Source organism: Rathayibacter sp. VKM Ac-2803, assembly GCF_009807175.1.
GTDB lineage: Bacteria > Actinomycetota > Actinomycetes > Actinomycetales > Microbacteriaceae > Rathayibacter.
In genome coordinates this window covers 1,771,062-1,797,052 of record NZ_WUCD01000001.1, presented here as the reverse complement: position 1 = coordinate 1,797,052, position 25,991 = coordinate 1,771,062, and the positions used below count along the sequence as shown (strand labels likewise).

The window sequence follows — 25,991 nt, the reverse complement described above, 5'->3', positions numbered from 1 at the left end:
AGGCGCGTCAGTCGCCCTTCACGTTGACCAGCTGCCGGAGCGTGCGGCGCACCTCGACGAGATCGGCCGCGTCGGCCATCACCCGGTCGATCGGCTTGTAGGCCGCCGGGATCTCGTCGACGAAGGCGTCGGTGTCGCGGTACTCGATGCCCGCCATCGCCTGCCGCAGCTGCTCGTGCGTGAAGGTGCGCCGCGCCGCCGACCGCGAGTACTCGCGGCCCGCCCCGTGCGGCGACGAGTTCAGCGACACCGCGTCACCGCGCCCGACCACCACGTACGACGCGGTGCCCATCGACCCCGGGATGAGCCCCGGCCGCCCCGCATCGGCCTGGATCGCGCCCTTGCGGCTCACCCAGACCTCCCGGCCCCAGTGGCGCTCCTTCTCGGTGAAGTTGTGGTGGCAGTTGATCCGCTCGGCCTCCACCACCGGCGACCCGGTCCACTCCGCGAGCTGGCGCACGACGCGGTCCATCATCTCCTCGCGGTTGAGCAGGGCGAACCGCTGAGCCCAGCGGAGCTCGGCGATGTAGCGGTCGAACTCGGCCGTCCCCTCGACCAGGTAGGCGAGATCGGGGTCGGGGAGGCCGATCCAGTGCCGCGCGCAGTACTCCCGCGCGACCTCGATGTGCGCACTCGCGATCCGGTTGCCCACGCCCCGCGATCCGGAGTGCAGGAACAGCCACACCGCGCCCGTCTCGTCGGCGCTGACCTCGATGAAGTGGTTGCCGCTGCCGAGAGTTCCGAGCTGCAGCGCCCACTGCTTCGAGTAGCGGGCTGGATCGAAGCCCGCCTCGGCGGCGAGCGCCTCCAGCTCGGCGATGCGCGGCGCCGCGGTGGCGACGATCTTCCGGTTCGACGCTCCCGCCGACAGCGGGACCGCCCGCTCGATCTGGCGACGCAGCTCGCCGAGGTCGAGGCCGGCCAGGTCGTCGCGCGTGAACTGCGTGCGGACGGCGATCATGCCGCAGCCGATGTCGACTCCGACCGCCGCCGGGATGATGGCGCCGAGCGTCGGGATGACCGAGCCGACGGTCGCCCCGCGCCCGAGGTGCGCGTCGGGCATCAGCGCCAGGTGGGGGAAGATGAACGGCATCTCGGAGGCCGTGAGGGCCTGCTGCCGCGCGTTGTCGTCCAGGATGCTGGCCCAGGACACGAGCCGCTTCGTGATTCTCTGCATGGTCCTTCCTCTCGTGAAGGCCCGGCGGACGCCGGGATAGGGGGGAGACGCGTTCGGGGCGGCGGGATGCCGCGAGCCGGTCACGCGTCGACTCCCCTGCAGAGGAGAACGACGGGGAGGGCCCCGAACCGAAGTCGTCCGGGGCCGTCGGCGGATGCCTACGGGTGCCGGACGACTCCGGGCTGGAGGTACGCCTGAGCGCGCTTCGAGCGTTCGAGCTCGACCGCGCCGGAGAGGGCGCGGAGGCGGTCGGCGTCGAGCAGCGCGGGGCGGGTCGATCGATTCGCGGTCACGGGCTGCTCCTTCCGGGCGTCGGGGTGGCGCGCTCCGGCGGCGCGCCCGGGCGAAACTAGCAGCCCGGGCGTGTCGCGTGCAACCCGGGCGTGTCGGCACGCTGGTCCTCAGTGGAGCAGGATCCTCCGCCTCGACGGCGACCACCTCCCCCTCGAGTCGGAGAGTCCTCCGCATCGCGTCCATGGCGTCTGGGCGACCCCTCCGTATGCGGAGGCATCGCCCGTCGCAGGAGTAGGCAGGACGGGCAAGGGACAACGGCGACTCCGCCGATCGTGACAACGAATCAGGCCGTCTCGACGGCCGCGAAGAGGTGTACGCAACGATGAGAACCTTCACTTCCACTCCGCCCACGACGACCGCTCGACGGCCCGTCCGGCGACTGCTGATAGCCGGAGCCACCTGCGGTGCCCTGGCCTTCGGGTCGTTCGCCGCGGCGCCGGCGGCCTTCGCGGCCGACCCTCCGGTCGCTGTGCAGGCGACCTCCGCGGCCGCCTGGACCGTCGTGGCCGAGGGCGAGAACAGCGCCAACGCGCAGACGGTGCAGCACCTGCTGAACGCCGCCGGGTACCCCGTCGACGCCGACGGCGTCTTCGGCCCCGCCACCGCCGCCGCGGTCACGTCGTTCCAGACCGACCGCGGTCTCTCGGCCGACGGCATCGTCGGCGAGCAGACCTGGTCGGCCCTCATCACGACGCTCTCCTCCGGCGACACCGGCGAGGCCGTCTCCGGGCTCCAGGTGCAGCTCGACAAGACCGGCGCGGGGATCACCGTCGACGGCTCCTTCGGACCCGCCACCCTCTCGGCGGTGCAGAGCTTCCAGTCGGCGGCCGGGCTCACGGTCGACGGCGTCGTCGGCCCGCAGACCTGGCAGTCCCTCGTCGGCTCCGGATCGGGGACCACGCCCGAGCCCGGTCAGCCCGGCGAGACCTTCGCCACCCTGAGCGAGGAGCAGCTCGCGAACGTGCGCGTCATCATCGCCGAAGGGAAGACCGCGGGCGTCCCCGAGTACGGCTGGGTGGTCGCGATCGCCACGGCGATGCAGGAGTCGCGACTGCGCAACCTCTCGGGCGGCGACCGCGACTCGGTCGGGCTGTTCCAGCAGCGCCCGTCGGCCGGCTGGGGAGACCCCGCCGCCCTCGTCGACCCGGTGTACGCCTCGCGGGCGTTCTACGGAGCGGCGAACAGCCCCACCTCGAACACGGGCCTCACGGACGTGGCCGGGTGGGAGTCGATGTCGGTGACCGAGGCGGCGCAGGCCGTGCAGGTCTCGGCGTACCCGGACGCCTACGCCCAGTGGGAGACGCTGGCGCGCGAGGCCGTCGCGAGCGAGGGATGAGGACCATGACCATGACCACTCTGGATCACACCACCACCACCACCGCACCCGTCGCCGCAACGCCGGCGCGGAGCCTCCGATCGCGCGTTCTCGCCGTCGTCACGGCGGTGCTGCTCGCCCTCGGCGTCGTCGTCGGCGGTGCGACGAGCGCGCAGGCCGCCGACTGGCCCGTTCTCTCCTCCGGCTCGAGCGGCGAGGACGTGACCACCGCGCAGTACCTGCTGCGCGCCTCCGGCCAGTCGCTCGATGTCGACGGCGCCTTCGGACCGGGCACGCAGTCGGCCACCACCTCGTTCCAGTCCGGCAAGGGCCTCGCGGCGGACGGCGTGATCGGCGCGGCGACCTGGAGTGCGCTGACCGTGACCGTGCAGAGCGGCAGCTCGGGTGACGCGGTGAGCGCAGCGCAGACGCAGCTGAACGCGAACGGAGCCTCGGTCGCGGTCGACGGCGCCTTCGGGGCCGCGACGACCGCTGCCGTGCAGAGCTTCCAGAGCTCGGCCGGCCTGACCGCCGACGGCATCGTCGGACCCGCCACCTGGAAGGCGCTCATCGCGGGCACCGGAGGCGGCACCACGCCTCCCCCGAGCGGTGACGCCGCGGCGACGGCGCAGGCGATCCTCGACAACCCCGGCATCGAGCTGTACGAGCTGAGCCCGGACGCCGCCTCGACGTCGCTCGCGAACATCCGCGACACCGCTGCCGGGCAGCCGGCGAAGACGAGCCCGGAGAGCGATGTCGGTGTCACGTCGGTCGCGCTGAACCCCGCCATGCTCGACGCCCTGCTCAAGCTCAACACGCAGTACGGGCACACCCTGCGGGTGACCTCCATCGCCGGCGAGGACCACTCGTCGACGTCGGGCCACTACACCGGCGACGCGGTCGATATCGACCTCATCGACGGCGTGCGGGTCTACGAGGGCGCCGATCACCAGGCTATCCAGAACGCCTGCGACGAGATGGGTGCGACGCTCACCCTCGGCCCCGGCGACGCGGGCCACTCGGACCACGTGCACTGCGAGTTCTGATCCCGTGACGACGACGGGGGCGGGCGCCTGGACAGGGCGCCCGCCCCCGTCGTCGTGGGCGGCGTAGTCTCGGGTCATGAGCGCCTACGTCTCCGTCCTCGACCTGTTCAGCGTCGGGATCGGGCCGTCGAGCTCGCACACCGTCGGTCCGATGCGGGCCGCGCTGGCGCTCGCGGAGCGCCTCCGCTCGGCGGGTCTGCTCGGCCGCGTGAGCCGGATCGGCTGCACCCTCTACGGATCGCTCGGCTCGACCGGCATCGGACACGGAACCCCCGACGCGGTGGTCGCCGGGCTCTCGGGGCTCGCCCCCGAGACCTGCGATCCCGACGCGGTGCGCGGAGCCTGGCGGCGGCTCGACGAGCTCGGCGAGATCCTGCTCGCGGGCGAGCAGCGCCTCCCGATGACGCGCGACGACGTCGCCTTCGAGCCGCGGACGCGGCTGCCCGAGCACCCCAACGCCCTGACCTTCAGCGTCTGGATCGGCGACGACGCCCTGCCGGAGCGCGAGGAGACGTACTACTCCATCGGAGGCGGGTTCATCCGCCGGGCCGGCGAGCGTGCCGATCTCGCGGCGCTGGCGCCGCATCCCTACCCCTTCGTCTCGGCGCTCGACCTGCTCGCGACCTGCGACCGGACCCGCTCGAGCATCGACGAGATCGCGGCGGCGAATGAGCGCGCGCTGCACCCCGACCAGGATGTCGACGCGCGCCTCGACGGGATCTGGGACGCGATGGCGGCCTGCGTCGAGCACGGCCTCGAGACCGAGGGAGTCCTCCCCGGCGGCCTCGAGGTGCGCCGGCGCGCCTCCCTGATGCGCGAGCGGCTCGAGGCCTTCGAGGTCGATCCGCTCGACCGCGCCCGCGCCACCTCGGTCGAGTGGCTGCACGCCTTCGCCCTCGCCGTGAACGAGGAGAACGCCGCGGGCGGGCGCGTCGTGACCGCTCCGACGAACGGCGCGGCGGGGATCATCCCGGCCGTCGCGCACTACTACCTCCGCTTCGTGCCGGGCGCCGACCGCGCAGGGATCCGGCGGTTCCTCCTCACGGCGACGGCGATCGGCTCGCTCTGCAAGACGAACGCGTCGATCTCGGGCGCGGAGGCGGGCTGCCAGGGCGAGGTCGGCTCGGCGTGCGCGATGGCCGCAGGAGCGCTCTGCGCCGTCCTCGGAGGCACCCCTCGGCAGGTCGAGAACGCCGCCGAGATCGCGATGGAGCACCATCTCGGCCTCACCTGCGACCCGGTCGGCGGGCTGGTGCAGATCCCGTGCATCGAGCGCAACGCCATCGCGGCGTCGACGGCCGTCAGCGCCGCCCGTCTCGCGCTGCACGGAGACGGCGTCCACCGGGTCTCGCTCGACACGGTCATCGAGACGATGCGGCAGACCGGCATCGACATGTCCTCGAAGTACAAGGAGACCAGCGAGGGCGGCCTCGCGGTCAACGTCATCGAGTGCTGAAGGTGGATCGCCGCGACTGGTGAGCCTCGGTTCGGCGCTTCTCGCCCACACCGGCGACGCAGAGCGGCAGATCTCGTCGAAGCCGCACGTCCCGTTGGACCCGCACATCGCGTCGAGCCCGAGACGACCTCCTCCGCATGGTCCCCTCCTCGCTGATCGATCAGCCCGCGCAGCGGGCGTATCGAGATCCACCAGCGTCAGAAGGCGAGGGCAGAAGCCTGATCTGCTGACGGACGTGGGTCTCGATACGCCCCTGCGGGGCTACTCGACCAGCAGGGAGGCGGCCGCGTGAAGCAGCGTTACGCGCCCAGGTGCGGGTGTCGGGGGTGCGGCCTAGCGTGAGGGCATGACCAGCTCGCCCTACCTCACCCGGCCGATCGTCTCGACGCAGTGGCTCGCCGACCACCTCGGTCGCGAGACCCTGGTCGTGATCGACGCGAGCGTGCTCTTCGTGCCCGGATTCGACGGCCGCTACCGCTACCTCAGCGGAGAGGACCAGTACCTCGTCGAGGGCCACGTGCCCGGAGCCGTCTTCGCCGACCTGATCGAGCACCTCTCCGACGCCGAGGGCGCATATCCGTTCGGCCGGCTCGATCCCGAGCGCTTCGCCACCGCGGTCGGCGCCCTGGGCATCGGCGACGACTCGGTCGTCGTGGTCTACGACTCCGCGGTGGGGCAGTGGGCCTCCCGTCTCTGGTGGCTGCTGCGCGCGGCGGGTCACGACGCCGTCGCCGTCCTCGACGGCGGGCTCACCGCCTGGCGGCAGGAGTCGCGCCCGCTCGAGACCGGGCACGTCGCTCCGTTGCCCGGGGCGGGCATCACCGTCCGCGCCGAGCGCCCGCTCTGGATCGACAAGGCGGGGGTCGAGAGCATCCTCCGCGGCGAGGCTCCCGGCACGCTCGTCTGCGCGGCGCCGCCGAAGGAGTTCACCGGCGAGGCGGGTCAGCGTCCCCGACGCGGGCACCTGCCCGGCTCGGTGAGCGTCCCGGCCGCGCGCCTCGTCGACCGCGAGACCCACGTGCTCCTGCCGCAGGCGCGCCTGCGCGAGCTGTTCGCCGACGTCCTCGGTGCCGAACGCCTCGTGCTGTACTGCGGAGGCGGCATCGCTGCCGCCGCCGACGCGCTGGCGCTCACACTGCTCGGGAGGGACGACGTCGTGATCTACGACGGCTCGCTGAACGAGTGGGCGGCCGACCCCGAGGCGCCGCTCGTGGTCACGGCCGCCTGACGACGATCGACGGCAGGGTCGTCGTCGGCAGGGCGCAGACGAACGCCTCGCACGAGTAGGCGGTCGGCCGTCCGTCGCGCGAGGCTCGACCCTCGAACAGCTCGAAGCCGGCCTCCGTCCAGTCGCGAGCGGCGTGGTCCGACACAGCGACGGCGATCCCCAGATCGGTCGTCCGCGCGCCCTCGAGCAGCGCGACGGCGCTGTCGGGAGCGACGAGCACCAGCTGGGTGACGGGCCGCGCCAGTCTCGTCGCCAGGGCGAGCACCGCACCGAAGCCCATCGGCTGCGACACCGCACCGGGAGCGACCGCGGCGACCACCGCCTCCGCCGCCTCGCGGTAGCGCAGCTCGCCCGTCAGGAGGTAGAGCTCGTGCGCCGCATCGGCCGCCGCCGACAGGCCCGACGGGTAGGCGCCCTCCGAGGGGTCCGCGGCGAGGAGCAGCCCTCGTGCGGCGAGCGCCGGGTCTCCGCCGCCCGGCAGCGCGAACGGCGGCCACGCCTCCGCCGCGTCGAGCGCCCCGTCGATCAGCGCCCGCGCGACGCGCGCGTAGCGGGGCGAGCCCTCGGCGACGGCGAGGCGCAGGAGTCCACCGGCGAGCATCCCGAGGTCTTCGAGCGCGGGGCGCGCGGCCGAGACCGCGTCGCCCAGGGAGGCCCGGACCACGAGCACGCCGTCGACCAGGTGCCGGTCGATCAGCAGGTCGGCGGCGCGTCGGGCCGCGTCGATCCAGTCCTCGCGGCCGAGCGCCCGGCCGGCCCGGGCGAGGGCCTGGATCGCCAGGCCGTTCCAGCCGGTGACCACTTTCTCGTCGAGCGCCGGGGGCTCGAGGCCGCCGCGGTCCTCCGCGAGGTAGTAGCCGCCCTCGGACCGCCGACCGTCGACGATGCTCTCCGAGTCCTGCGCGCTGGCGAACCCGCCGCTCGGACGCTGGAGCGTGCCGAGCAGGAAGGAGGCGATCCCCTCGGCGACCGCGGTCAGCGCCGCGGTGTCGGTGCCGTCGCGGCCGAGCAGGACGGCGGCGACGTCGAGGAGCAGCGCGTTGTCGTAGAGCATCCGCTCGTAGTGCGGGTCGCTCCAGTCGGCGCGGGTGGCGTAGCGGAAGAAGCCGCCGTCGCGGTCGCGCAGCGGCGAGCGGGCGAGGGTGAGGAGCGTGCGCTCGGCCAGCTCGGCGCCCGACGCCCGGGACGCGAGGAAGCCCAGCACCGGCGCGACCGGGAACTTCGGGGCGCCGCCGAAGCCGCCGTGCTCGCGGTCCTCCTCCTCGGCCAGCCACCGGACGGCGCCGTCGAGGGCCGCGTCATCCGGCAGGCCGGTCGACGTCGGGCGTTCGGCGGTCGCCTCGCGGAGCGCCGTCGCGAGCGAGCCGGCGGTGGCGTGCACCTCGTCGCGGCGCAGGCGCCACGCCTCCGACACGGCGTCGAGCACGTCCGAGAAGGCGGGCGTGCCGCCGACCGCGCGGGGCGGGAAGTAGGTGCCGGCGTAGAACGCCTCGCCGCCCGGGGTGGTGAAGACGGTGAGCGGCCAGCCGAGGTTCCGCGTGAAGGCGCTGGCGGCGGTGAGGTAGGCGGTGTCGACGTCGGGGTGCTCCTCGCGGTCGACCTTCACGGCGACGAAGCCGTCGTCGAGGCGCGCGGCGAGCACCGGATCCGAGAACGACTCCCGGGCCATGACGTGGCACCAGTGGCAGGTCGCGTAGCCGATGGAGACGAGCACGGGCACGTCGCGGCGCGCGGCCTCGGCGAACGCCTCCTCGCCCCAGGGGAACCAGTCGACGGGATTGTCCGCGTGCGAGCGGAGGTAGGGGCTGACACTCGAGCGCAGTCGTTCGGCCATCCCTCCACGCTAGCCCGGAGTGGCCGGGCCGTCAGGGGGTTGTCGGGCGCGCACAACGTCGGCGGAGAGCGCCTCTCGCGCACGATGGCGCGCGACGAGCACTCTCAGCCGACGTTCTGCAGCGACTCCTCGCGCCGGGGCGAGGGAACGAGCGGCAGCGCGACCACGGGCGCGAGGGCGACCACCGCGAAGGCGAGCGGATATCCCACCAGCCCGATCAGCGCCCCGATCGCCGGAGCAGCCACGGCCGCCGTCGCGAACTGCCCGGTGTTCTGCGCGCCGAGCGCCCGGCCCGACCACGAGGGGCCCGCGATCTCGGCGACGGAGGTGAAGGCGAGCCCGTTGTCGGCGACCGAGATCGTGGTGGCAGCGACGAAGAGGACGGCGGCCACCGCGACTCCGGCGTGCAGCGCGCTCGTGCCGGCGAGCAGGAGCAGGGCGACGACTCCGGCGACGGCCACCCAGCGCAGCGGAGCCAGGCGCGAGCCGACCCGGTCGCTGAGCACGCCCACCGCGATGCGTCCGAACGCGCCCGCGAACTGGGCGACGGCGATGAGGACGCCCGCCGCGGCCGGATCCCAGCTCTGATCGACGATCAGCCAGACGAGGCCGAAGGTCGAGAGGGTGAACTGCGGCACGACGAGCAGCGCCGAGACGCCGTGGATGCGCCAGAGCGCGCCGTTCTCGCGGTAGGGATTGCGGGCGGGAGCCGCTGCGCTCCGGGGCGCCCGGGGCGGATCGATGATGCCGATCGCGCAGGCGACCGCCAGCACCGCGAGCAGCACGGCCGGCACGGCGAGGGCGGCGGGGATGCCCGCCGCGGCGGCGAGCGGCGGAATGCTCAGCGACGCGGCGGCGACTCCGAGCGGCTGGCTCATCTGCCGGATGCCCATCGCCAGGCCCCGGCGGTGACGCGGGAACCAGCCGATCACCACGCGGCCGCTCGCGGCGTTGACGCTCCCCGAGGCCATCCCGCCGAGGAGGAGGAAGACGGCGAGCGCGATCAGGTCGCCGCCCGTGAGCATCGCCGCGACCGCGCTGAGGGCCGTCGCGCCGACTCCGATCGCGATCACGATCCGCTCGCCGTAGCGGTCGGCGAGAGCGCCCCACGCGACGAGGGTCAGCACGAGTCCGACGTTGGGGGCGGAGGCGAGCAGGCCGGCCTCGGCGAGCGAGTAGCCGTACTCGGTGTGCAGCAGCGGGATCAGGAACGGCGGCACCGACACGAAGACGGTCGTGGCGGCCTGCGCCGCGACGCCGAGCGCGAGCATCAGCCACGGGCGTGGAGTGCGGGACACGATCCTCCTCGGGGAGCGCTCAGGAGCGGGGACTCCGGAACCCTAGCGCCGGTCAGCGCTCGAAGAACCAGCCGCTCGGGCGCTCGGGGCGCGCGACATCGGTGCCGCCGGAGCCGCGGCCGCGCCTGCCGAGCACGAGGTAGGCGATGCTGCCGAGGAACGGCGCGATGACGATGAAGGCGACCCAGCCGACCTTCGCCACCTTCGAGAGGCGGCGGTTCGAGAGCACGCCCTGGATCGCGAAGAGCAGCAGGACGATGTTGAGCACGACGAGCAGCGACTGCGGATTCACTCGGGCCCTCTCTGCTCGACGAGCCCATCGGGTTTCTCGAGGGGACAGGGCATTCTCGCACGCGGCCGTAGGATGGAGGGCTCATGTCAGACGCCCTCAGCATCCGCTACCCGCCCGAACTGCCCGTGTCGGCGCGACGCGACGACATCGCGGCAGCGATCCGCGACAACCAGGTCGTGATCGTCGCGGGGGCGACGGGATCCGGCAAGACGACGCAGCTGCCGAAGATCCTGCTCGAGCTGGGGCTCGGGAGCATCGCGCACACGCAGCCGCGCCGCATCGCCGCGCGCACGATCGCCGAGCGCATCGCGGAGGAGCTCGACGACGAGGTCGGGGGCATCGTCGGCTACCAGGTCCGCTTCACCGACAAGGCGAGCGCCTCGACGCGGATCAAGCTGATGACCGACGGCATCCTGCTGAACGAGATGAACCACGACCGGATGCTGAGCCGGTACGACGCGATCATCATCGACGAGGCCCACGAGCGCAGCCTCAACATCGACTTCCTGCTCGGCTACCTGCACCGCCTGCTGCCGCAGCGACCGGAGCTGAAGCTCGTCATCACCTCCGCGACGATCGACCCCGCGAGCTTCGCGAAGCACTTCTCCGACGCCGAGGGGAAGCCCGCCCCGGTGATCGAGGTGTCGGGCCGCACCTACCCCGTCGAGATCCGCTACCGCCCGCTGGTGGCCGAGGAGCCGGAGGAGGACGACGACACCGACACCCCCGACGCGACAGCGGGCAGCCGCGACCTGATGACCGGCATCGCCGACGCCCTCGCCGAGCTCGCGCGCGAGGATCCGGGCGACGTGCTGGTCTTCCTCTCGGGCGAGAACGAGATCCGCGACGCGGAGGACGCGATCCGCGGGCGGAACCTGCCGGGCACCGAGGTCCTCCCCCTCTACGGCCGCCTGTCGGCCGCCGATCAGCACCGCGTCTTCGAGCGCTCCCGCACCCCGGGCGTGCGCCGGCGCGTGATCCTCGCGACCAACGTCGCCGAGACGAGCCTCACCGTGCCGGGCATCCGCTACGTGATCGACGGAGGAACGGCGCGCATCTCGCGCTACAGCGCGCGCTCCAAGGTCCAGCGCCTCCCCATCGAGGCGGTCTCGCAGGCCTCGGCGAACCAGCGCTCCGGCCGCTCCGGGCGCACCAGCGCGGGCATCGCGATCCGGCTGTACTCGGAGGAGGACTACCTCCGCCGCCCCGAGTACACCGACCCCGAGATCCTGCGCACGGGGCTCGCGGCGGTCATCCTGCAGATGATCTCGCTCGGCCTCGGCGACATCGCCTCCTTCCCGTTCCTGACGCCTCCGGACTCGCGCGGCATCAAGGACGGTCTCGACCTGCTCACCGAGCTCGGCGCGATCCGCGCCCGGGGCGAGTCGAGCACACGCGCCACGCCGGCCGCGCCGCAGCTGACGCGCATCGGCCGAGACCTCGCGCGCCTCCCGATCGACCCGCGCTTCGGGCGGATGGTGATCGAGTCGCGCAAGCACGGCGTGAGCCGCGAGGTGATGGCGATCGTCGCCGGTCTCACCATCCAGGACGTCCGCGAGCGGCCCCTCGAACGCCGCGCGCAGGCCGACCAGCAGCACGCCCGCTTCGTCGACCCGACCAGCGACTTCCTCACCCTGCTCAACCTCTGGAACTACCTCGAGGAGAAGCAGGCGGAGCTCTCGTCGAGCGCGTTCCGCCGGCTGTGCAAGGCCGAGTACCTCAACTACCTGCGCGTGCGCGAGTGGCAGGACGTGTTCCGGCAGCTGCGCCAGCTCGCCCGCCCGCTGAAGCTCGAGATCGGCGACCCCAAGGTCGACCCCGACGGCATCCACCGCTCGCTGCTCGCGGGCCTGCTCTCGCACCTCGGCATCAAGGACACCACCTCGCAGCAGGCTCAGCGCGCGGCCAAGAGCCGCGAGCGCCAGAGCGTGCAGTACGTCGGCGCCCGCAACGCCAAGTTCTCGATCTTCCCGGGCAGCGCGCTCGCCAAGAAGCTCCCCGACGCCGTGATGAGCGCCGAGCTCGTCGAGACGAGCCGGCTCTTCGCGCGCTCGAACGCCGCGATCGATCCGGCCTGGGCGGAGGCGATCGCCGGCGACCTCGTGAAGCGCCAGTACAGCGAGCCGCACTGGGAGAAGGCGCAGGGCGCCGCCGTCGCGTACGAGAAGGTCACGCTCTACGGCGTGCCGATCATCGCCCGGCGCCGAGTGCAGTTCTCGCGCATCGACGCCTCCTACGCCCGCGAGCTGTTCATCCGGCACGCCCTGGTCGAGGGCGAGTGGGAGTCGCGGCACGCGTTCGACCGCAAGAACCGCGCCCTGCGCGCCGAGCTCGAGCGGCTCGAGGAGCGCACTCGGCGCCGCGACCTGCTCGTGGACGACGAGGCGGTCTTCGACTTCTACGACCGCCGTCTCCCCCGCGACATCCACTCGGTCCGCTCGTTCGACTCCTGGTGGCGCACGGCGCAGCACGACGAGCCCGACCTGCTGACGATGACGCAGCAGACCCTGCTGCCCGAGGACGCGGAGGAGATCGACGAGACCGCGTTCCCGACCCAGTGGCGCCAGGCCGACCAGCGCTTCCGCCTCTCGTACCGTTTCGAGCCCGGCACCGAGGAGGACGGCGTGACCGTCCACGTGCCCCTGGCACTCCTGCCGCGCGTCTCGCCGCTCGGCTTCGACTGGCTGGTCCCTGGGCTCCGCGACGAGCTCGTCGCCGCGATGATCAAGGCGCTGCCCAAGCACCTGCGGCGCAACGTCGTCCCGGCGAACGACTGGGCCCGCCGGCTCACGGCCGCGCTCCCCCACGACGTGCCGAACCCGCCGACGGAGTCGTTCGCCGCGACCCTCGCGAGCGCCATCCAGCACGAGGCGGGCGTCGTGGTGAAGGCCTCCGACTTCGAGCTGGAGCGGATCCCGACGCATCTGCGGGTGACCTTCGCGATCGCGGATGAGCGCGGCCGCACGATCGCCGCCGGCAAGGAGCTCGCGCCGCTGGCCGAGCGGCTGCGCGGCCGGGTCCGCGACGAGGTCGCCCGCGTCGTCGAGGCGCGCGTGCCCGACGCGCTCGAGCGCCGGGGCCTGAAGACCTGGGACATGCCCGAGCTGCCCCGCGTGACCGACACCCGGCAGGGCGGCAACACCATCCGCGCCTACCCGGCTCTCATCGACGACGGCGACTCCGTGTCGATCCGCCTGCTCGCGACGCCGGAGGACCAGGCCCGCGAGCACCCGCGCGGAGTGCGGCGCCTCCTGCTGCTCGCGACCCCCAGCCCGGTCGCCTACGTGCAGCAGCACCTCACCTCGCACGAGAAGCTCGTGCTCGCGCAGAGCCCGTACCAGAACACGACCGCGCTGTTCACCGACTGCCTGCTCGCCTGCGTCGATGCGGTGCTCTGGCGGATGAAGCCCGACGGGATGCTGTTCCTCCGCGCCGAGTTCGACGCCGTGCGCGACCGGGTCTCGGCGAGCGTCATGGACTCGATGTTCGAGACCGTGAAGACGGTGACCACGATCCTGACCACGGCCCGCGGTGTCGAGAAGGCGCTGAAGGCGTCCTCGAGCATGGCCCTGCTGCCGGCGCTGACCGATGCGCGCGAGCAGCTCTCGGGTCTCGTCTACCCGGGATTCGTCTCGGCGACCGGAGTGGAGCGCCTGCGCCACCTGCCCCGCTACCTCGCGGCGATCACCGAGCGCTTCGGCAAGATCGGCGAGAACGTCGGTCGCGACCGCGTGTGGCTGAACGAGGTTCAGGCGGCGCAGGAGCTGTACCGCACGGCAGGAGGGGTGCGGCCCCTCCCGCCGCACGCCCCCGAGAACCTCGCGCGCGCTCGCTGGATGATCGAGGAGCTGCGGGTGAGCTTCTTCGCGCAGGGCCTCGGCACGGCCGAGAGCGTCTCACTGCAGCGCATCCGGAAGGTGCTCGCCGGCTGATCGCCGAGTCGCCTCCGCGGGCCGCTAGTGTCGTCCGGTGGGCAGCTACACCGAACTCCTGAAGACCCCTGGCGTGGGTCGGATCATCGCGGCGCAGCTCACTGCGCGGTTCCCGTTCGGGATGCTCTCGCTGGCCTTCCTCCTGCACGTCGAGCGCGTGCACGAATCCTACGCCGCCGCCGGTCTGGTGCTCGGCTCGATGTCGATCGGCCAGGCGATCGCGGGCCCGCTGACGAGCCGCCTGATGGGCCGCCTCGGCATGCGCCGGGTGCTCACGCTGACCCTGATCGTCTGCGCCGCCGCCATCATCGCGATGGCGCTGCTCGAGCTCGAGATCTGGCAGTTCGTGGTGATCGCGATGATCGCCGGGCTGAGCATGCCTCCCGTGCAGCCGGCCGTGCGCACCATCTACCCCAAGATGGTCACCAGCTCGCAGCTCACTCCGCTGTTCTCGCTCGACGCCTCGGCGCAGGAGATCATCTGGGTGCTCGGCCCGGTGCTGACCACCTTCGTGTCGATCCAGATCTCGACGGTCGCGGGCATCCTCACGGCGGCGGCGTTCCTGATCGGAGGCGGCATCTGGTTCATCGCGTCGCCCGAGGTCGGCCGCGTGCGCATCCCGCGCTCCAAGCGCAAGCTCGGCGTCGTGCTCTCGAAGCCGCCGGTGCTGCTGGCGACCGTCGTGGGCTTCCTGCTGGTCGGCGCGTGCGCCGCGGTGGAGGCGGGGGTGGTCGCCGTGTTCGGCGAGGGCGGTGTCGAGTCGGGTGTGGTCCTCGCGATCTTCGCGGCCGGATCCCTGGTCGGCGGTCTGACGCTCGGGCACATCCCGATCAGCCGCTGGGCGACCGCGCGGCGCATGCTGATCGTGACCGTCGGCATGGGGCTCGCCGCCTTCTCGACCGACTTCTGGTGGCTGTCGGCGACCCTGTTCCTCGCGGGCGTCGGCATCGCTCCGGCTCTCGCCGCTCTGTTCACGATCACGGCCGCGAGCGTGCGCTTCTCGGACACGGCGGAGGCGTACGGCTGGGTCGGCACCGGTCAGCTCATCGGCGCCGCGCTCGGCTCGGCCATCGCCGGCGTGCAGATCGACCAGGCCGGCCCGACGGCCGCGATCGCCGTCGCGGCGGTCTTCGCGTTCGTCGGCTTCGTGGTCCCCGCGCTCGGCCGCCGCTACCACCCCGACCTGCGCGGGCGCGACGCGAGCCCCCTCCCCGACACCGAACCCGTGAACCTGCCCACCTGATCGGCCGCCCCGTTGCCCGGCCCGGCGTGCCGTCCTAGGGTTGGCCCCATGACGGGGGATCCGGAGGTGCGCATGACGGTACTGCGCGCCGAGGCGGAGGATCTCGTGCGGAAGCACCAGCGCGCGGCGGCGGACGCCCAGGTGCTCGAGCCCTGGGCCGACCCGGAGACGCCCGAGTGGTGCGCGGAGCTCGCCGCGGCCCTCTGGGAGGGGTCCTTCCGGCCCAGCCCCGTGTACTACCGGGCGGAGGACCAGTCGCACGCGTGGCGCGGTCCGCACCAGGTCCGGCTCCACCACCTCGGCTTCGGCTGGCAGCTCACGGCGAACCGCGAGACAGCCGGGGGCGGCTCGACGGCGACCACCGTGGTCGTGCTCGAGACGGGATCGCTCTGGTTCGGCACGGGGCCGGGTCGTCGACCCGGACGCGGGCTCCTCGGTCTCGGCGACCACGGACCGGTCGAGGGACTGCAGCCGGGGCACGACTCCTACTTCGCGGTGCAGAACCTCACGGAGCGCGACGCCGCATCTCGCGCCGAGCGCCGCCTCCTGTTCGGAGTCGCCGGGCTCGCCGCCCTGATCGAGGACTCGGTGGGCGTCGGCCCGCACGGCGAGCTCGACTGGACTCTCTGACGTCGGTGGTGCGTGTCAGCATGGAGGCATGAGCCTCCCGCTGATCCCCCTCAACGACGGCCGCGCGATCCCGCAGATCGGGCTCGGCGTCTACAAGATCGGCGATGACGAGGCGGCCCGCACGGTCGCGACAGCCCTCGAGGCGGGCTATCGCCACGTCGACACGGCCACCCTCTACGGCAACGAGCGCGGCGTCGGCGAGGGGATCCGCGCGAGCGGCGTCCCGCGCGAGCAGGTCTTCGTGACCACGAAGGTCTGGAACGACGACCACGGCTTCGACGAGACCCTCGCGGCCTTCGACCGCAGCCTCGAGCTGCTCGGCACCGACTACGTCGACCTCTACCTCGTGCACTGGCCGATCCCCTCGCGCGACCGCTACGTCGACACCTACCGCGCCCTCGAGCGCATCCGGCAGGAGGGGCGGGCGCGCTCGATCGGAGTGTCGAACTTCGCCGTCGAGCACCTCGAGCGCCTCCTCGGCGAGACCGAGGTCGTGCCCGCGATCAACCAGGTCGAGCTGCACCCGCGACTGCCGCAGGAGGAGCTGCGAGCCTTCGACGCCGCGCACGGCATCGTCACCGAGGCGTGGTCGCCGCTCGCCCGCGGCCGGCTCCTCGACGAGCCGGTGCTCGGCAGGATCGCGGCGAAGTACGGCGTCTCACCCGCGCAGGTCGTCCTGCGCTGGCATCTGCAGCTCGGTGTCGTCGTGATCCCCAAGTCGGTGACGCCCGCGCGGATCGTCGAGAACCTCGACGTGCTCGGCTTCGCCCTCGACGACGACGACCTCGCGACGATCCGCGCCCTCGAGACCGGCGAGCGCACGGGCCGCGACCCGCGGTTCGACTGAGCCGGCCCCGCGATGCGTCTCGGATCCATGCTGGTCGAGTAGCCCCGCAGGGGCGTATCGAGCCCCACCAGCGTCAGCAGATGAGGCTTCTGCGCCGGACTTCTGACGGACGTGGATCTCGATACGCCCGCTGCGCGGGCTACTCGATCAGCAGAAGTGGGACCTCACGTAGGAAGTCACTCTCCTCAGAGACCCCCGCAAGCCCGCTGGTCGAGTAGCCGCCATAGGCGGCGTATCGAGACCCACCAGCGTCAGCAGATGAGGCTTCTGCCCCGGACTTCTGACGGACGTGGATCTCGATACGCCCGCTGCGCGGGCTACTCGATCAGCAGAAGTGGGACCTCACGTAGGAAGTCACTCTCCTCAGAGACCCCCCGCAAGCCCGCTGGTCGAGTAGCCGCCGCAGGCGGCGTATCGAGACCCGCCTCCCTGAGAACACGCACGCTCAGGACCGGCGACGAACTGGCAGGAATCCGCGCCCTCGCGACCGGCGAGCGCCCACGGCGCGACCCGCGGTTCGGCCGAGGCGGCCTAGCGTGGCGGGATGACGAACCGCGACGCTCTCCTCCTGCACGGCCTCGGTGGCGCCTCCGGAACCTGGTGGCGGCTCGCCGCCGACCTGCGCGCCGCGGGATGGACCGTGAGCACCCCGGATCTGCGCGGTCACGGCGCCGGGCCGCGCGGCGGCTCCTCCGGCCACGACGCCTACGCCGACGACGCGCTCGCCGAGCGGCCGGCCCAGGGGGCGTGGGGCCTCGTCGTCGGGCACTCCCTCGGCGGCGCGGTCGCCGTGCGGGCGGCGGCCCGCGACTCCCGCTGGGCCGAGCGCCTCGTGCTGCTCGACCCCGTCCTCCGCCTCGAGCAGACGGTGCGAGCGGAGGTGCGCGAGGGCGAGCTCGCCGACCTCGACGTCACTGCCGAGCAGCTCGCGACGAGCCACCCGCACTGGGACGAGCGCGACCGCGCCGAGAAGCTCGCCGCCGCCCGCGCTGCGGACCCGTCGGCCGTCACGGCGACGATCGACGAGAACGACCCGTGGGACGTGGTCGCCGACGTCGCCGCGCTGCGGGCTCCCGTGCTCGTGCTGGCCGGCGATCCTGAGATCTTCACATTCTTCCCGCCGCGCCTCGCCGCCGAGGTGCTGCGGGAGAACCCGCGCGTGCGCTACGCGGTGGTGTCCGGAGCCGGTCACAGCCCCCATCGCGACCGCCCCGCCGAGACCACGGCCATGCTGCGGGAGTGGGCGGAGAGCGACGCCACGGCCTGATGCGCAAGGCCGCCGGTGTTTCGTGCCCGTGAACTCTGAGAAGAGGGGGTGCGCTCGGCGTCGCCTGTGAATAGCCTCGTGAAAGGCGCCGGCTGCTCCCAGAAGGGGGACAGCCACCGCGCCGGTCGTCCCCGGACGACCCCCTGTCATCGACGAAAGGGACCACCATGGTGAACACCATCCACGGAGCGCAAGGCGCACGGCGCCGACGCTCGCTCCTCGGCACGAGCGCGATGATCGGGGTCGGCGCCGTCGTCGCCGGCTTCGCCTTCGCCCCTGCGGCGAGCGCCGTCGAGCCGGTCGACTTCGCTGAGACCGTCACGGTCGACGGCATCATGAACCACCTGGAGGCGTTCCAGGCGATCGCGGACGCCAATGACGGCAACCGCGCGATCGGCACGGAGGGCTACGAGCTCAGCGGCCAGTACGTCGAGGCCGTGCTGGCCGAGGCCGGCTACACGACCGAGCGCCAGGACTTCTCGACCGCCACCCAGGTCATCGACGCGTTCTCGCTCACGACGACGCCCGCCGTCGTAGGCACCCCGATGGAGTTCACCCCGTCGACGCCCGAGGGCGGAGTGACCGGCGAGCTCATCACTCCGGTCGACCCGCTGGGCTGCACGGCCGACGCCTGGACGGGCCTCGACGCGACCGGCAAGATCGCGCTGGTCAGCCGCGGCACGTGCGCCTTCCTCGAGAAGTCGATCGCCGCTGGCGCAGCGGGCGCCTCGGCGATCCTGATCTACGACAACGCGCCGAGCGACGCTCTGAACGGCACCTACGGTGCCCAGGACGAGGCCGCGATCCCCGGCGCCGGCCTGACCCAGGCCGAGGGCGAGTCGCTCCTCGCCGCGCTGCCCTCGACGGCGACGCTGTCGATCCAGCAGACCACCACCGTCGTGGACACCTTCAACATCATCACCGAGACCGCGGGCGGCGACCACGACAACGTCGTGATGCTCGGCGCGCACCTCGACGGCGTGCCCGAGGGCCCCGGCATCAACGACAACGGCTCCGGATCGGCGACGCTGCTCGAGACCGCCGTCCAGCTCGCCGAGGCGGGCGAGACCACCAACGCGGTGCGCTTCGCCTGGTGGGGCGCTGAAGAGGTCGGCCTCGTCGGCTCCTACAACTACGTCGACTCGCTGACGCAGGAGGACGCGGACAAGATCGCGACCTACATGAACTTCGACATGGTCGCCTCGCCGAACTACGTGATCTCGGTCTACGACGCGAACGAGTCCACCTACGAGGCGCCGGTCGAGGTCCCCGCGGGCTCGATCGCCACCGAGAAGGCGTTCACCGACTACTTCGACTCGATCGACCAGCCGTGGATCGACACCGCGTTCGACGGACGCAGCGACTACGACGGCTTCATCTCGGTCGGCATCCCGTCCTCCGGCGTGTTCACCGGCGCTGACGACATCAAGACCGAGGAGGAGGCGGCTCTGTTCGGCGGTACCGTCGGCATCCCCCACGACCCGAACTACCACTCGGCCGGTGACGACCTGGCGAACATCAACCAGGAGGCGCTCGGCATCACCTCGAAGGCGATCGCCTACGTGACCGCCTCGTTCGCGGAGGACACCTCGGCCATCGACGCCGAGAAGGACCCGACGACGCCGACGCCGACCCCCACGCCCGCTCCCCCCATCACGCTCCCCACTCGGGAGCAGGTGCTCGAGCTGATCGCCGCCGGTCTGTCGCCGCGCGAGATCGCCGCTGAGCTCGGCATCACGCAGGGCAACGCCTCGCAGTACGTCGATGCTGTCCTGGACCAGCTGGGCATCTCCGACCGGGCCGAGGCCGAGCGCCTCGTCCGCGAGTACCTGGCCGACCGGGGCCTGCTCACCGGCGCGACGCTCTGACCGGTCGCACCACCCGGGGAACCCCGGTCCGTCGAGGCAGCCGGCACCCGCTGGCCACCTCGACGGGCCGGGGTTCCCTCGTGCAAGCATGTGCGACGGGTGCGGTGAGGTGCCCGGTGCGGTGAGCTGCAAGGCGGAGGAGGAAGCGATACCGGCGGTATCGCGCCCGACGACAACGCCGCAGATCGCCGTGCCGGGCACCTCACCGGCGGGCGCGGGCGAAGGCCTCCTCGACGTCCTCCTCGGGGTCGGCGAGGAGGCGGAGGGTCGCGAGGGCGTGGATCCGCCGGGCCTGCTCGCCCGACCGGGCAGCGGTCTCGAGGACGTCGGCGGCGACGTCGCCGAGCATCAGCAGCGCGCGGGTCAGGCTCCGCTGCTCCGGTCGGTCGCCCTCGCCGAGGTGCTCGGCGAGCTGCCGGGCGAGGGCGGGGCGCTCGCTCTCGGGCGCGAGTCGCGCGGCCGTCCGCCAGGCCGCCCGGGCGACCTCGGGATGCGCGTCGTGCAGCAGCGCGGGCGTGATCGCGGGCCACGCGCGCGGATCCCCCACCTTCGACAGCGTGTGCAGCGACTGGCTGCGGGCCTGCGGCGACTCCGACACCAGCTCGGGCAGGAGGAGGTCGACGGTGACAGCGGGATCGTGCCGGGTCAGCGCCCAGGTGAGCATCTCGCGGACCCCGAAGTCGGTCTCGACGGCGCACTGCGCGACGAGCACCGCGGCGTACTCGTCGGCGGGCCGGGTGCCGGCTGTCATCGCGGCCTGGAGCCTGGAGGACGCGTCGGGCGCGCGAAGGGCCGCGCGGAGCCGGTCGGCAGGTCGGGTCTCGTCGCTCATATGCCTCCTATTCGACACCCTCCCGCCGGGAGGACGTCGAGTGCGGGCGGGAGGGGTTCCCGCGGCCACGGCGCACGGTGTTCACTGGGCGCATGCGAGCCATCTGGAAGGGCGCGATCACCTTCGGCCTGGTCAACGTGCCGGTGAAGATCTACAGCGCGACCGAGGACCACGACATCGCCCTGCACCAGGTGCACGACGCCGACGGCGGACGGATCCGGTACCAGCGCAAGTGCGAGATCTGCGGCGAGGTCGTCAGCTTCGACCACATCGACAAGGCCTACGACGACGGGGAGCGCACCGTCGTGCTCTCGAAGGACGAGCTCAAGGCGCTGCCGGAGGAGCGCGACCGCGAGATCGACGTCGTGCAGTTCGTGCCGAGCGACCAGGTCGACCCGATCATGTTCGACCGCGCGTACATCCTCGAGCCCGACTCCTCCTCGCCCAAGGCCTACGTGCTGCTGCGGCGCACCCTCGAGGCGACGGATCGCACCGCGATCGTCGAGTTCGCGCTGCGGCAGAAGACGCGGCTCGCGGCGCTGCGGGTGCGCGGCAAGCTGCTGATGCTGCAGACGCTGCTCTGGGCCGACGAGGTCCGCGAGGTCGAGTTCCCCTCACTCGAGGGTACGACGCGGATCGCGGCGCGCGAGCTCGAGATGTCGTCGCACCTCGTCGACTCCTACTCGGAGGACTTCGACGCGACGAAGTTCACCGACGCCTACCAGGTGCAGCTGCGCACCCTCATCGACGCGAAGATCGAGCAGGGCGACGCGCTCGACACGTCGGCCACCTTCGGCTCGGCGCCCGAGGAGGAGGGCGGCGGCGAGGTGCTCGACCTGATGGAGGCGCTCAAGCGATCGGTGGAGCGCAGCCGCGGGGCGAAGGCGGAGGCGGGGGCGGCTCCGGAGAAGAAGGCTGCTGCGCCGAAGAAGGCCGCATCCGAGAAGAAGGCGCCGAAGAAGCCGACGGCGAAGAAGGCCGCGAAGAAGCCCACCGCGGAGTCGGACGCCGCGGACGAGAAGAAGGCCGCGTCCTGAGCCTCAGTCGAGGTCATCGAGGTCGACCGCGACCGAGCTGACCAGCGCGAGCAGCGCCTCCGCATAGGCGTTCTCGGCGGCCTCGTCCTCGAAGACGCGCGGCCCGCCGAGCTCGATCTCGACCGCGTACCGCGATGCGGCGGTGCGCCGGAGCGAGCGGAACGTGCCGCGGAGCAGCTCGCGGAGCTGGTCCTCCCGAGGCAGCCACAGCGAGTCGTCGACCGAGACGGAGTCGAGCGCCCACTCCGTCGTGCCGTTGAAGCCCAGGACCGTGCCGCCGGGGTACTCGTGCGCCTCGATGGTCATGTCGCTGACGGTGAAGACGTCGCCGTCGAAGCCCTCGCGCTCGATGCGGAAGCGGTCGCCGGTGACGGGCGCCCAGCGCACGCCCGCGGTCCGCAGGGCCCTGGCCAGCTCGGAGGAGATCATCCCGAGAGTCTGGCGCGCCTTCCCGGGTGTCGGCCGCGAGCCGGGGGCACTCCTCCCCGCCGCGACCGTTCGCGGTCCGGATCGCGCCGGATGTCGGTGGGTGAGTTTACGTTCATGAAACGCCCGGTTCACGAGCCGGGCACCCGCGGTGCTTAGCGTGGCTATTCTGTGCCTCCTTCGAGGTGCGGAGGAGCTGCGGACCACTGCGGCAGAGCACCAGCGCCCGCTCCCCGGAGCGGCGATCGAGAGGACCACCCATGCCAGACGTCCCCGCAACGACCGAGCGCCACCGGAGGCGCGGTCTCGGCCTGGCGCTCCTCGCCGGCCTGTCCCTCGCCGCCGCCCCGCTCGTCGCGGCACCGGCCTCCGCGGCGCCGAGCGGCGACGAGCTGGTGATCAGCGAGATCTTCGCCCGCGGCGGCTCGGCCGGCGCGACCTACACCAACCGCTTCGTCGAGCTGTTCAACCCGACCGGGTCCGACATCGCGCTCTCGGGGCTGTCGCTGCAGTACCGCTCGGCGACGGGCACCGCGAACCCGACCACGACCGTCGCCCTCACCGGCACCGTCCCCGCCGAGGGGCACTTCCTCGTCGCCGGCGCGAGCAACGGAGCGAACGGCGCACCCCTCCCCGCGGCCGATCAGACCGCCGGCAACCTCAACATCGCCGCGGCCGGCGGCACCCTCTTCCTCGTCGAGGGCACCACCACCCTGGTCGCCCCGCCGACCGGCACGGCGGCGCAGCCCGACGCGGTCGTCGACCTCCTCGGCTACGGCACCTCCAACACCTTCGAGACGACCCCGGCGACGGCGCCGACCCTCACGGAGTCGATCGCCCGCGCCGAGACGAGCACCGGCGACACCGACGTCAACTCGGCCGACTTCGCGCTCGGCGCCATGACGCCCGAGGCGAGCGGAGGCACGAGCACGCCGACGCCGACGCCGACCACGACGCCCACGCCCACCCCGACGCCGGTCCCGACCGGCTCCCCCGAGCCCGCACCCGTCGTCACGATCGCCGAGATCCAGGGCAGCGGAGCCGCCTCCCCGCTCGTCGGCAGCACCGTCACCACGACCGGCGTGGTCACCGCCCGCTACCCCTCCGGCGGCTACAACGGGTACGTGATCCAGACCCCGGGCACGGGCGCGCAGACCGGCGGGCGCACCGCCTCCGACGCGGTGTTCGTGTACTCCTCGGCCTCCGTCGGCTCGGTCGCGATCGGCGACCACGTCGAGATCACCGGCGCCGTCAGCGAGTTCAACGGACTCACCGAGCTCACGCCGACCTCCGCCGCGACCGTCGTCGAGCTCGACACCCCCGCCGCCGCTCCGGTTCCCGCCGCCGTCGGACTCCCCCGCACGACCGAGGAGCGCGAGACGCTCGAGAGCATGCTGATCGCCCCGCAGGGCGCCTTCACGGTCACCGACACCTACGACCTCAACAGCTACGGCTCGATCGGCCTCGCCGCCGGCGACTCCCCGCTGCTGACGCCGACCGAGGTCGCCCGCCCCGGGACCCCGGAGCTCGCCGCCGTCGTCGCCGACAACGCCGCCCGCGCGATCACGCTCGACGACGGAGCCTCGATCAACTTCCTCGGCTCCGCCGCCAACAAGGCGATCCCGCTGCCCTACCTCACCCCGACCGAGCCGATCCGCGTGGGGGCTCCCACGACCTTCACCCAGCCGGTCGTCCTCGACTTCCGCAACAGCGCCTGGGCCTTCCAGCCGACGACGCAGCTGAGCGTCGACAACGCCGACACGGTGCAGCCTGCGACGTTCGCGAACACCCGCGAGGCGCAGCCCGAGGCCGTCGGCGGCGATCTCTCGATCGCCTCCTTCAACGTCCTCAACTACTTCCCCACGACCGGTGACTCGATCACCGGCTGCACCTTCTACACCGACCGCGACGGCGACCCCGTCACGGTGAACTCCGGCTGCGACGCCCGCGGAGCCGCGAACGCGGACGACCTCGAGCGCCAGCAGGCCAAGATCGTCACCGCGATCAACACCCTGGGCGCCGGCGTCGTCTCGCTCGAGGAGATCGAGAACTCGGCCAAGTTCGGCAAGCCGCGCGACGAGGCCCTCGCCACTCTGACCGCCGCTCTCAACACGGCCGCGGGCTCGGAGGTCTGGGCCTACGTGCCCTCGCCAGCCGCCCTCCCGGCCCTCGCCGAGGAGGACGTCATCCGCACCGCGTTCATCTACAGGAAGGCCGTGATCGAGCAGGTCGGCGAGTCCGAGATCCTGCTCGACTCCACCGCCTTCTCGAACGCGCGGAAGCCCCTCGCCCAGGAGTTCCGCCTGATCGATGATGCCGAGAGCGAGTTCGTCGCGATCGTCAACCACTTCAAGTCCAAGGGCTCCGGAGAGGGCGCCGATGCCGACCAGGGCGACGGCCAGGGCGCATCGAACGCCTCGCGCGTGGCTCAGGCGACCGCGCTCGTCGCCTTCGCCGACCGGCTCGAGACCGAGAAGGCGACCGATCTCGTCTACCTGCTCGGCGACTTCAACGCCTACTCGAAGGAGGACCCGGTGAAGGTCATCACCGACGCCGGCTACATCGACCAGGGCTCGAAGGACGGGAAGTACTCCTACTCCTTCGATGGCGCAGTCGGCTCGCTCGACCACGTCTTCGCCTCTCCGGCCGCCGACGCGACGGTCACCGGAGTCGACACCTGGAACATCAACAGCGGCGAGTCCGTGGCGCTGGAGTACAGCCGCTACGACTACAACGCGACGATCTTCTACGACACGTCCGCCTTCCGCTCCAGTGACCACGACCCGGTCGTCGTCGGCCTCGACCTGCCGGAGACGGTGGTCTCGACCATCGACGTCGCCACGAGCGCGCAGACCAAGCGCCTGGGGCCGCTCCGCTCGCTCACCGTCACCGCGGTCAACAACGGGCCCGAGACGGTCGCCGTCGAGATCTCGACCCCGTACGGCACCCGCACCAAGAGCGCGGTGAAGCCGGGTCAGAAGTTCACCACCACGTTCGTCACGCTGCTGCGCCCGATCAAGGCCGGAGTCGCGACGATCGAGGTCACCGCGAAGGACGGCACCGAGCGGACCTACGAGCAGGCGTACCGGGCCCGGTAGCCTCCGCGCGACCCCTGGTCGGTCCCCGTCGCCGCACCTAGGGTTCGGACATGCCCGAGGGAGACAGCGTCCACCGTCTCGCCGCCCGCCTCAGGCGGGCGGCGGACGGGCGGACGATCGTCTCGGGAGAGCTCCGCTCCGGTGACGCCGCGGGGACCGACCTCGCCGGGGTGCGCGTGCTCGAGCACGACACCCACGGCAAGCACCTCCTCACCCGCCTCGACACCGGCGCGACCCTGCACACCCACCTGCGGATGCAGGGCTCCTGGACCGTGACCGCCCCCGGGCGCGCGGTCCCCCGCCACGTGCAGAAGGACGTGCGGGTGCGCCTCCGCCTCGACGACGGCTCGACCGTGTGGGGGCTGGACCTGCCCGTGGTCGAGCTGCTGCCGACCCGCGACGAGCATCGCGCGATCGGCCACCTCGGCCCCGACCCGCTCCGGGCCGACTGGGACGCCGAGGAGGCGATCCGCCGCCTCTCCCTCTCGCCCGACCGGCCGGTGATCGCCGAGCTGCTCGATCAGCGTCCGCTCGCGGGGCTCGGCAACCTCTGGGCCAACGAGGTGTGCTTCCTCCGCGGCGCCTGGCCCTGGCGGCCGATCGGCTCGCTCGACGTCCGCGCGCTCGTCGCCACCGCCTCCCGCGCCCTCCGCGCCTCCGTCACCGTGCCGGGGATGTTCCAGACCACGACGGGCGACACCCGCCAGGGCGAGCGCCACTGGGTGGTCGGCCGCGCGGGCCGTCCCTGCCGCCGGTGCGGCACGACCGTGCTCGTGCGGGCCGAGGTCCCGGACGACCCGGAGCGCCGGCGCACCTGGTGGTGCCCGCACTGCCAGCCCGAGCCGCGCGACGCCGGGGAGCCTGCGTAGTC

General features: G+C 72.5%; 20 protein-coding genes. 13 read left to right on the top strand and 7 right to left on the bottom strand.

The window, feature by feature from the left end:
- Positions 1-7: 7 nt before the first annotated feature.
- Both GRS96_RS08325 and GRS96_RS20790 read right to left on the bottom strand, forming a co-directional pair.
- Entirely contained in the window at positions 8-1,177 is a 1,170-nt protein-coding gene (locus GRS96_RS08325; protein ID WP_159988234.1) for an RtcB family protein, read from the bottom strand.
- 158 nt (positions 1,178-1,335) lie between these two features.
- Positions 1,336-1,470: a hypothetical protein gene (locus GRS96_RS20790; RefSeq protein WP_268893224.1), complete on the bottom strand. Its 135-nt coding sequence runs from the start codon at positions 1,468-1,470 to the stop codon at positions 1,336-1,338.
- 323 nt (positions 1,471-1,793) lie between these two features.
- On the opposite strand from GRS96_RS20790, the gene GRS96_RS08320 reads away from it, so the two are divergent.
- The 4 genes from GRS96_RS08320 to GRS96_RS08305 all read left to right on the top strand — a co-directional run bounded on the left by GRS96_RS08320 (position 1,794) and on the right by GRS96_RS08305 (position 6,516).
- Positions 1,794-2,807, top strand: coding sequence for a peptidoglycan-binding domain-containing protein (locus GRS96_RS08320; RefSeq protein ID WP_159988233.1), 1,014 nt, complete (start codon positions 1,794-1,796; stop codon positions 2,805-2,807).
- An 11-nt stretch (positions 2,808-2,818) separates the two neighbouring features.
- Positions 2,819-3,832 carry a peptidoglycan-binding domain-containing protein gene (locus GRS96_RS08315; RefSeq protein ID WP_235022041.1) on the top strand — a complete coding sequence of 338 codons (1,014 nt, stop codon included), beginning with the start codon at positions 2,819-2,821 and terminating at the stop codon, positions 3,830-3,832.
- Between the two features lie 76 nt (positions 3,833-3,908).
- A complete protein-coding gene (locus GRS96_RS08310; protein ID WP_159857474.1) occupies positions 3,909-5,288 on the top strand; it encodes an L-serine ammonia-lyase in 1,380 nt (459 codons plus the stop codon).
- A gap of 346 nt (positions 5,289-5,634) precedes the next feature.
- Complete coding sequence (locus tag GRS96_RS08305; protein ID WP_159988232.1) at positions 5,635-6,516, top strand: sulfurtransferase; 882 nt, start codon at positions 5,635-5,637, stop codon at positions 6,514-6,516.
- Here GRS96_RS08305 and GRS96_RS08300 read toward each other — a convergent pair.
- The 3 genes from GRS96_RS08300 to GRS96_RS08290 all read right to left on the bottom strand — a co-directional run bounded on the left by GRS96_RS08300 (position 6,503) and on the right by GRS96_RS08290 (position 9,940).
- Positions 6,503-8,350 carry a thioredoxin domain-containing protein gene (locus tag GRS96_RS08300; protein ID WP_159988231.1) on the bottom strand — a complete coding sequence of 616 codons (1,848 nt, stop codon included), beginning with the start codon at positions 8,348-8,350 and terminating at the stop codon, positions 6,503-6,505. The genes GRS96_RS08305 and GRS96_RS08300 overlap by 14 nt on opposite strands.
- Before the next feature lie 104 nt (positions 8,351-8,454).
- Entirely contained in the window at positions 8,455-9,621 is a 1,167-nt protein-coding gene (locus GRS96_RS08295; RefSeq protein ID WP_204162144.1) for an MFS transporter, read from the bottom strand.
- Between the two features lie 79 nt (positions 9,622-9,700).
- The gene (locus GRS96_RS08290; RefSeq protein WP_159988230.1) at positions 9,701-9,940 is read right to left on the bottom strand and encodes a PLDc N-terminal domain-containing protein; all 240 of its coding nucleotides are present in this window, start codon (positions 9,938-9,940) and stop codon (positions 9,701-9,703) included.
- Between the two features lie 83 nt (positions 9,941-10,023).
- Between GRS96_RS08290 and hrpA the strand changes: the two genes are divergently transcribed.
- The 6 genes from hrpA to GRS96_RS08260 all read left to right on the top strand — a co-directional run bounded on the left by hrpA (position 10,024) and on the right by GRS96_RS08260 (position 19,727).
- Positions 10,024-13,872, top strand: a complete 3,849-nt coding sequence (gene hrpA / locus GRS96_RS08285; RefSeq protein ID WP_159988229.1) for an ATP-dependent RNA helicase HrpA — start codon at positions 10,024-10,026, stop codon at positions 13,870-13,872.
- Positions 13,873-13,909: 37 nt separating this feature from the next.
- Positions 13,910-15,115 (top strand): MFS transporter, encoded by a 1,206-nt coding sequence (locus GRS96_RS08280; RefSeq protein ID WP_159988228.1) that lies wholly within the window; start codon positions 13,910-13,912, stop codon positions 15,113-15,115.
- A 48-nt stretch (positions 15,116-15,163) separates the two neighbouring features.
- The gene (locus GRS96_RS08275) at positions 15,164-15,745 is read left to right on the top strand and encodes a hypothetical protein (RefSeq protein ID WP_159988227.1); all 582 of its coding nucleotides are present in this window, start codon (positions 15,164-15,166) and stop codon (positions 15,743-15,745) included.
- A gap of 28 nt (positions 15,746-15,773) precedes the next feature.
- Positions 15,774-16,592 carry an aldo/keto reductase gene (locus tag GRS96_RS08270; protein WP_159988226.1) on the top strand — a complete coding sequence of 273 codons (819 nt, stop codon included), beginning with the start codon at positions 15,774-15,776 and terminating at the stop codon, positions 16,590-16,592.
- Between the two features lie 544 nt (positions 16,593-17,136).
- On the top strand, positions 17,137-17,859 hold the full coding sequence (locus tag GRS96_RS08265) for an alpha/beta fold hydrolase (RefSeq protein ID WP_159857490.1): 723 nt from the start codon (positions 17,137-17,139) through the stop codon (positions 17,857-17,859).
- Between the two features lie 167 nt (positions 17,860-18,026).
- Positions 18,027-19,727: a M20/M25/M40 family metallo-hydrolase gene (locus GRS96_RS08260; protein ID WP_159857492.1), complete on the top strand. Its 1,701-nt coding sequence runs from the start codon at positions 18,027-18,029 to the stop codon at positions 19,725-19,727.
- A gap of 202 nt (positions 19,728-19,929) precedes the next feature.
- On the opposite strand, the gene GRS96_RS08255 is transcribed toward GRS96_RS08260, so the two are convergent.
- Positions 19,930-20,559 carry a HEAT repeat domain-containing protein gene (locus GRS96_RS08255; RefSeq protein WP_159988225.1) on the bottom strand — a complete coding sequence of 210 codons (630 nt, stop codon included), beginning with the start codon at positions 20,557-20,559 and terminating at the stop codon, positions 19,930-19,932.
- Between the two features lie 92 nt (positions 20,560-20,651).
- Here GRS96_RS08255 and ku point away from each other — a divergent pair, with 92 nt between their 5' ends.
- The gene (gene ku / locus GRS96_RS08250; protein WP_159857496.1) at positions 20,652-21,596 is read left to right on the top strand and encodes a non-homologous end joining protein Ku; all 945 of its coding nucleotides are present in this window, start codon (positions 20,652-20,654) and stop codon (positions 21,594-21,596) included.
- A 3-nt stretch (positions 21,597-21,599) separates the two neighbouring features.
- Here ku and GRS96_RS08245 read toward each other — a convergent pair whose 3' ends face one another.
- A complete protein-coding gene (locus GRS96_RS08245; RefSeq protein WP_159988224.1) occupies positions 21,600-22,025 on the bottom strand; it encodes a pilus assembly protein CpaE in 426 nt (141 codons plus the stop codon).
- 257 nt (positions 22,026-22,282) lie between these two features.
- Here GRS96_RS08245 and GRS96_RS08240 point away from each other — a divergent pair, with 257 nt between their 5' ends.
- The gene (locus tag GRS96_RS08240) at positions 22,283-25,120 is read left to right on the top strand and encodes an ExeM/NucH family extracellular endonuclease (protein WP_159988223.1); all 2,838 of its coding nucleotides are present in this window, start codon (positions 22,283-22,285) and stop codon (positions 25,118-25,120) included.
- A gap of 50 nt (positions 25,121-25,170) precedes the next feature.
- Complete coding sequence (locus GRS96_RS08235; protein ID WP_159988222.1) at positions 25,171-25,989, top strand: DNA-formamidopyrimidine glycosylase family protein; 819 nt, start codon at positions 25,171-25,173, stop codon at positions 25,987-25,989.
- Positions 25,990-25,991 lie beyond the last annotated feature (2 nt).

Coding starts and splice junctions, on each gene's coding strand:
- GRS96_RS08270 (WP_159988226.1), top strand. CDS start 15,774: ATGAGCCTCCCGCTGATCCCCCTCAACGACGGCCGCGCGATCCCGCAG.
- GRS96_RS08320 (WP_159988233.1), top strand. CDS start 1,794: ATGAGAACCTTCACTTCCACTCCGCCCACGACGACCGCTCGACGGCCC.
- GRS96_RS08235 (WP_159988222.1), top strand. CDS start 25,171: ATGCCCGAGGGAGACAGCGTCCACCGTCTCGCCGCCCGCCTCAGGCGG.
- GRS96_RS08265 (WP_159857490.1), top strand. CDS start 17,137: ATGACGAACCGCGACGCTCTCCTCCTGCACGGCCTCGGTGGCGCCTCC.
- hrpA (WP_159988229.1), top strand. CDS start 10,024: ATGTCAGACGCCCTCAGCATCCGCTACCCGCCCGAACTGCCCGTGTCG.
- GRS96_RS08255 (WP_159988225.1), bottom strand. CDS start 20,559: ATGAGCGACGAGACCCGACCTGCCGACCGGCTCCGCGCGGCCCTTCGC.
- GRS96_RS08295 (WP_204162144.1), bottom strand. CDS start 9,621: ATGCTCGCGCTCGGCGTCGCGGCGCAGGCCGCCACGACCGTCTTCGTG.
- GRS96_RS08310 (WP_159857474.1), top strand. CDS start 3,909: ATGAGCGCCTACGTCTCCGTCCTCGACCTGTTCAGCGTCGGGATCGGG.
- GRS96_RS08245 (WP_159988224.1), bottom strand. CDS start 22,025: ATGATCTCCTCCGAGCTGGCCAGGGCCCTGCGGACCGCGGGCGTGCGC.
- GRS96_RS08260 (WP_159857492.1), top strand. CDS start 18,027: ATGGTGAACACCATCCACGGAGCGCAAGGCGCACGGCGCCGACGCTCG.
- GRS96_RS08240 (WP_159988223.1), top strand. CDS start 22,283: ATGCCAGACGTCCCCGCAACGACCGAGCGCCACCGGAGGCGCGGTCTC.
- GRS96_RS08305 (WP_159988232.1), top strand. CDS start 5,635: ATGACCAGCTCGCCCTACCTCACCCGGCCGATCGTCTCGACGCAGTGG.
- GRS96_RS08300 (WP_159988231.1), bottom strand. CDS start 8,350: ATGGCCGAACGACTGCGCTCGAGTGTCAGCCCCTACCTCCGCTCGCAC.
- GRS96_RS08315 (WP_235022041.1), top strand. CDS start 2,819: ATGACCACTCTGGATCACACCACCACCACCACCGCACCCGTCGCCGCA.
- ku (WP_159857496.1), top strand. CDS start 20,652: ATGCGAGCCATCTGGAAGGGCGCGATCACCTTCGGCCTGGTCAACGTG.
- GRS96_RS08275 (WP_159988227.1), top strand. CDS start 15,164: ATGACGGGGGATCCGGAGGTGCGCATGACGGTACTGCGCGCCGAGGCG.
- GRS96_RS08325 (WP_159988234.1), bottom strand. CDS start 1,177: ATGCAGAGAATCACGAAGCGGCTCGTGTCCTGGGCCAGCATCCTGGAC.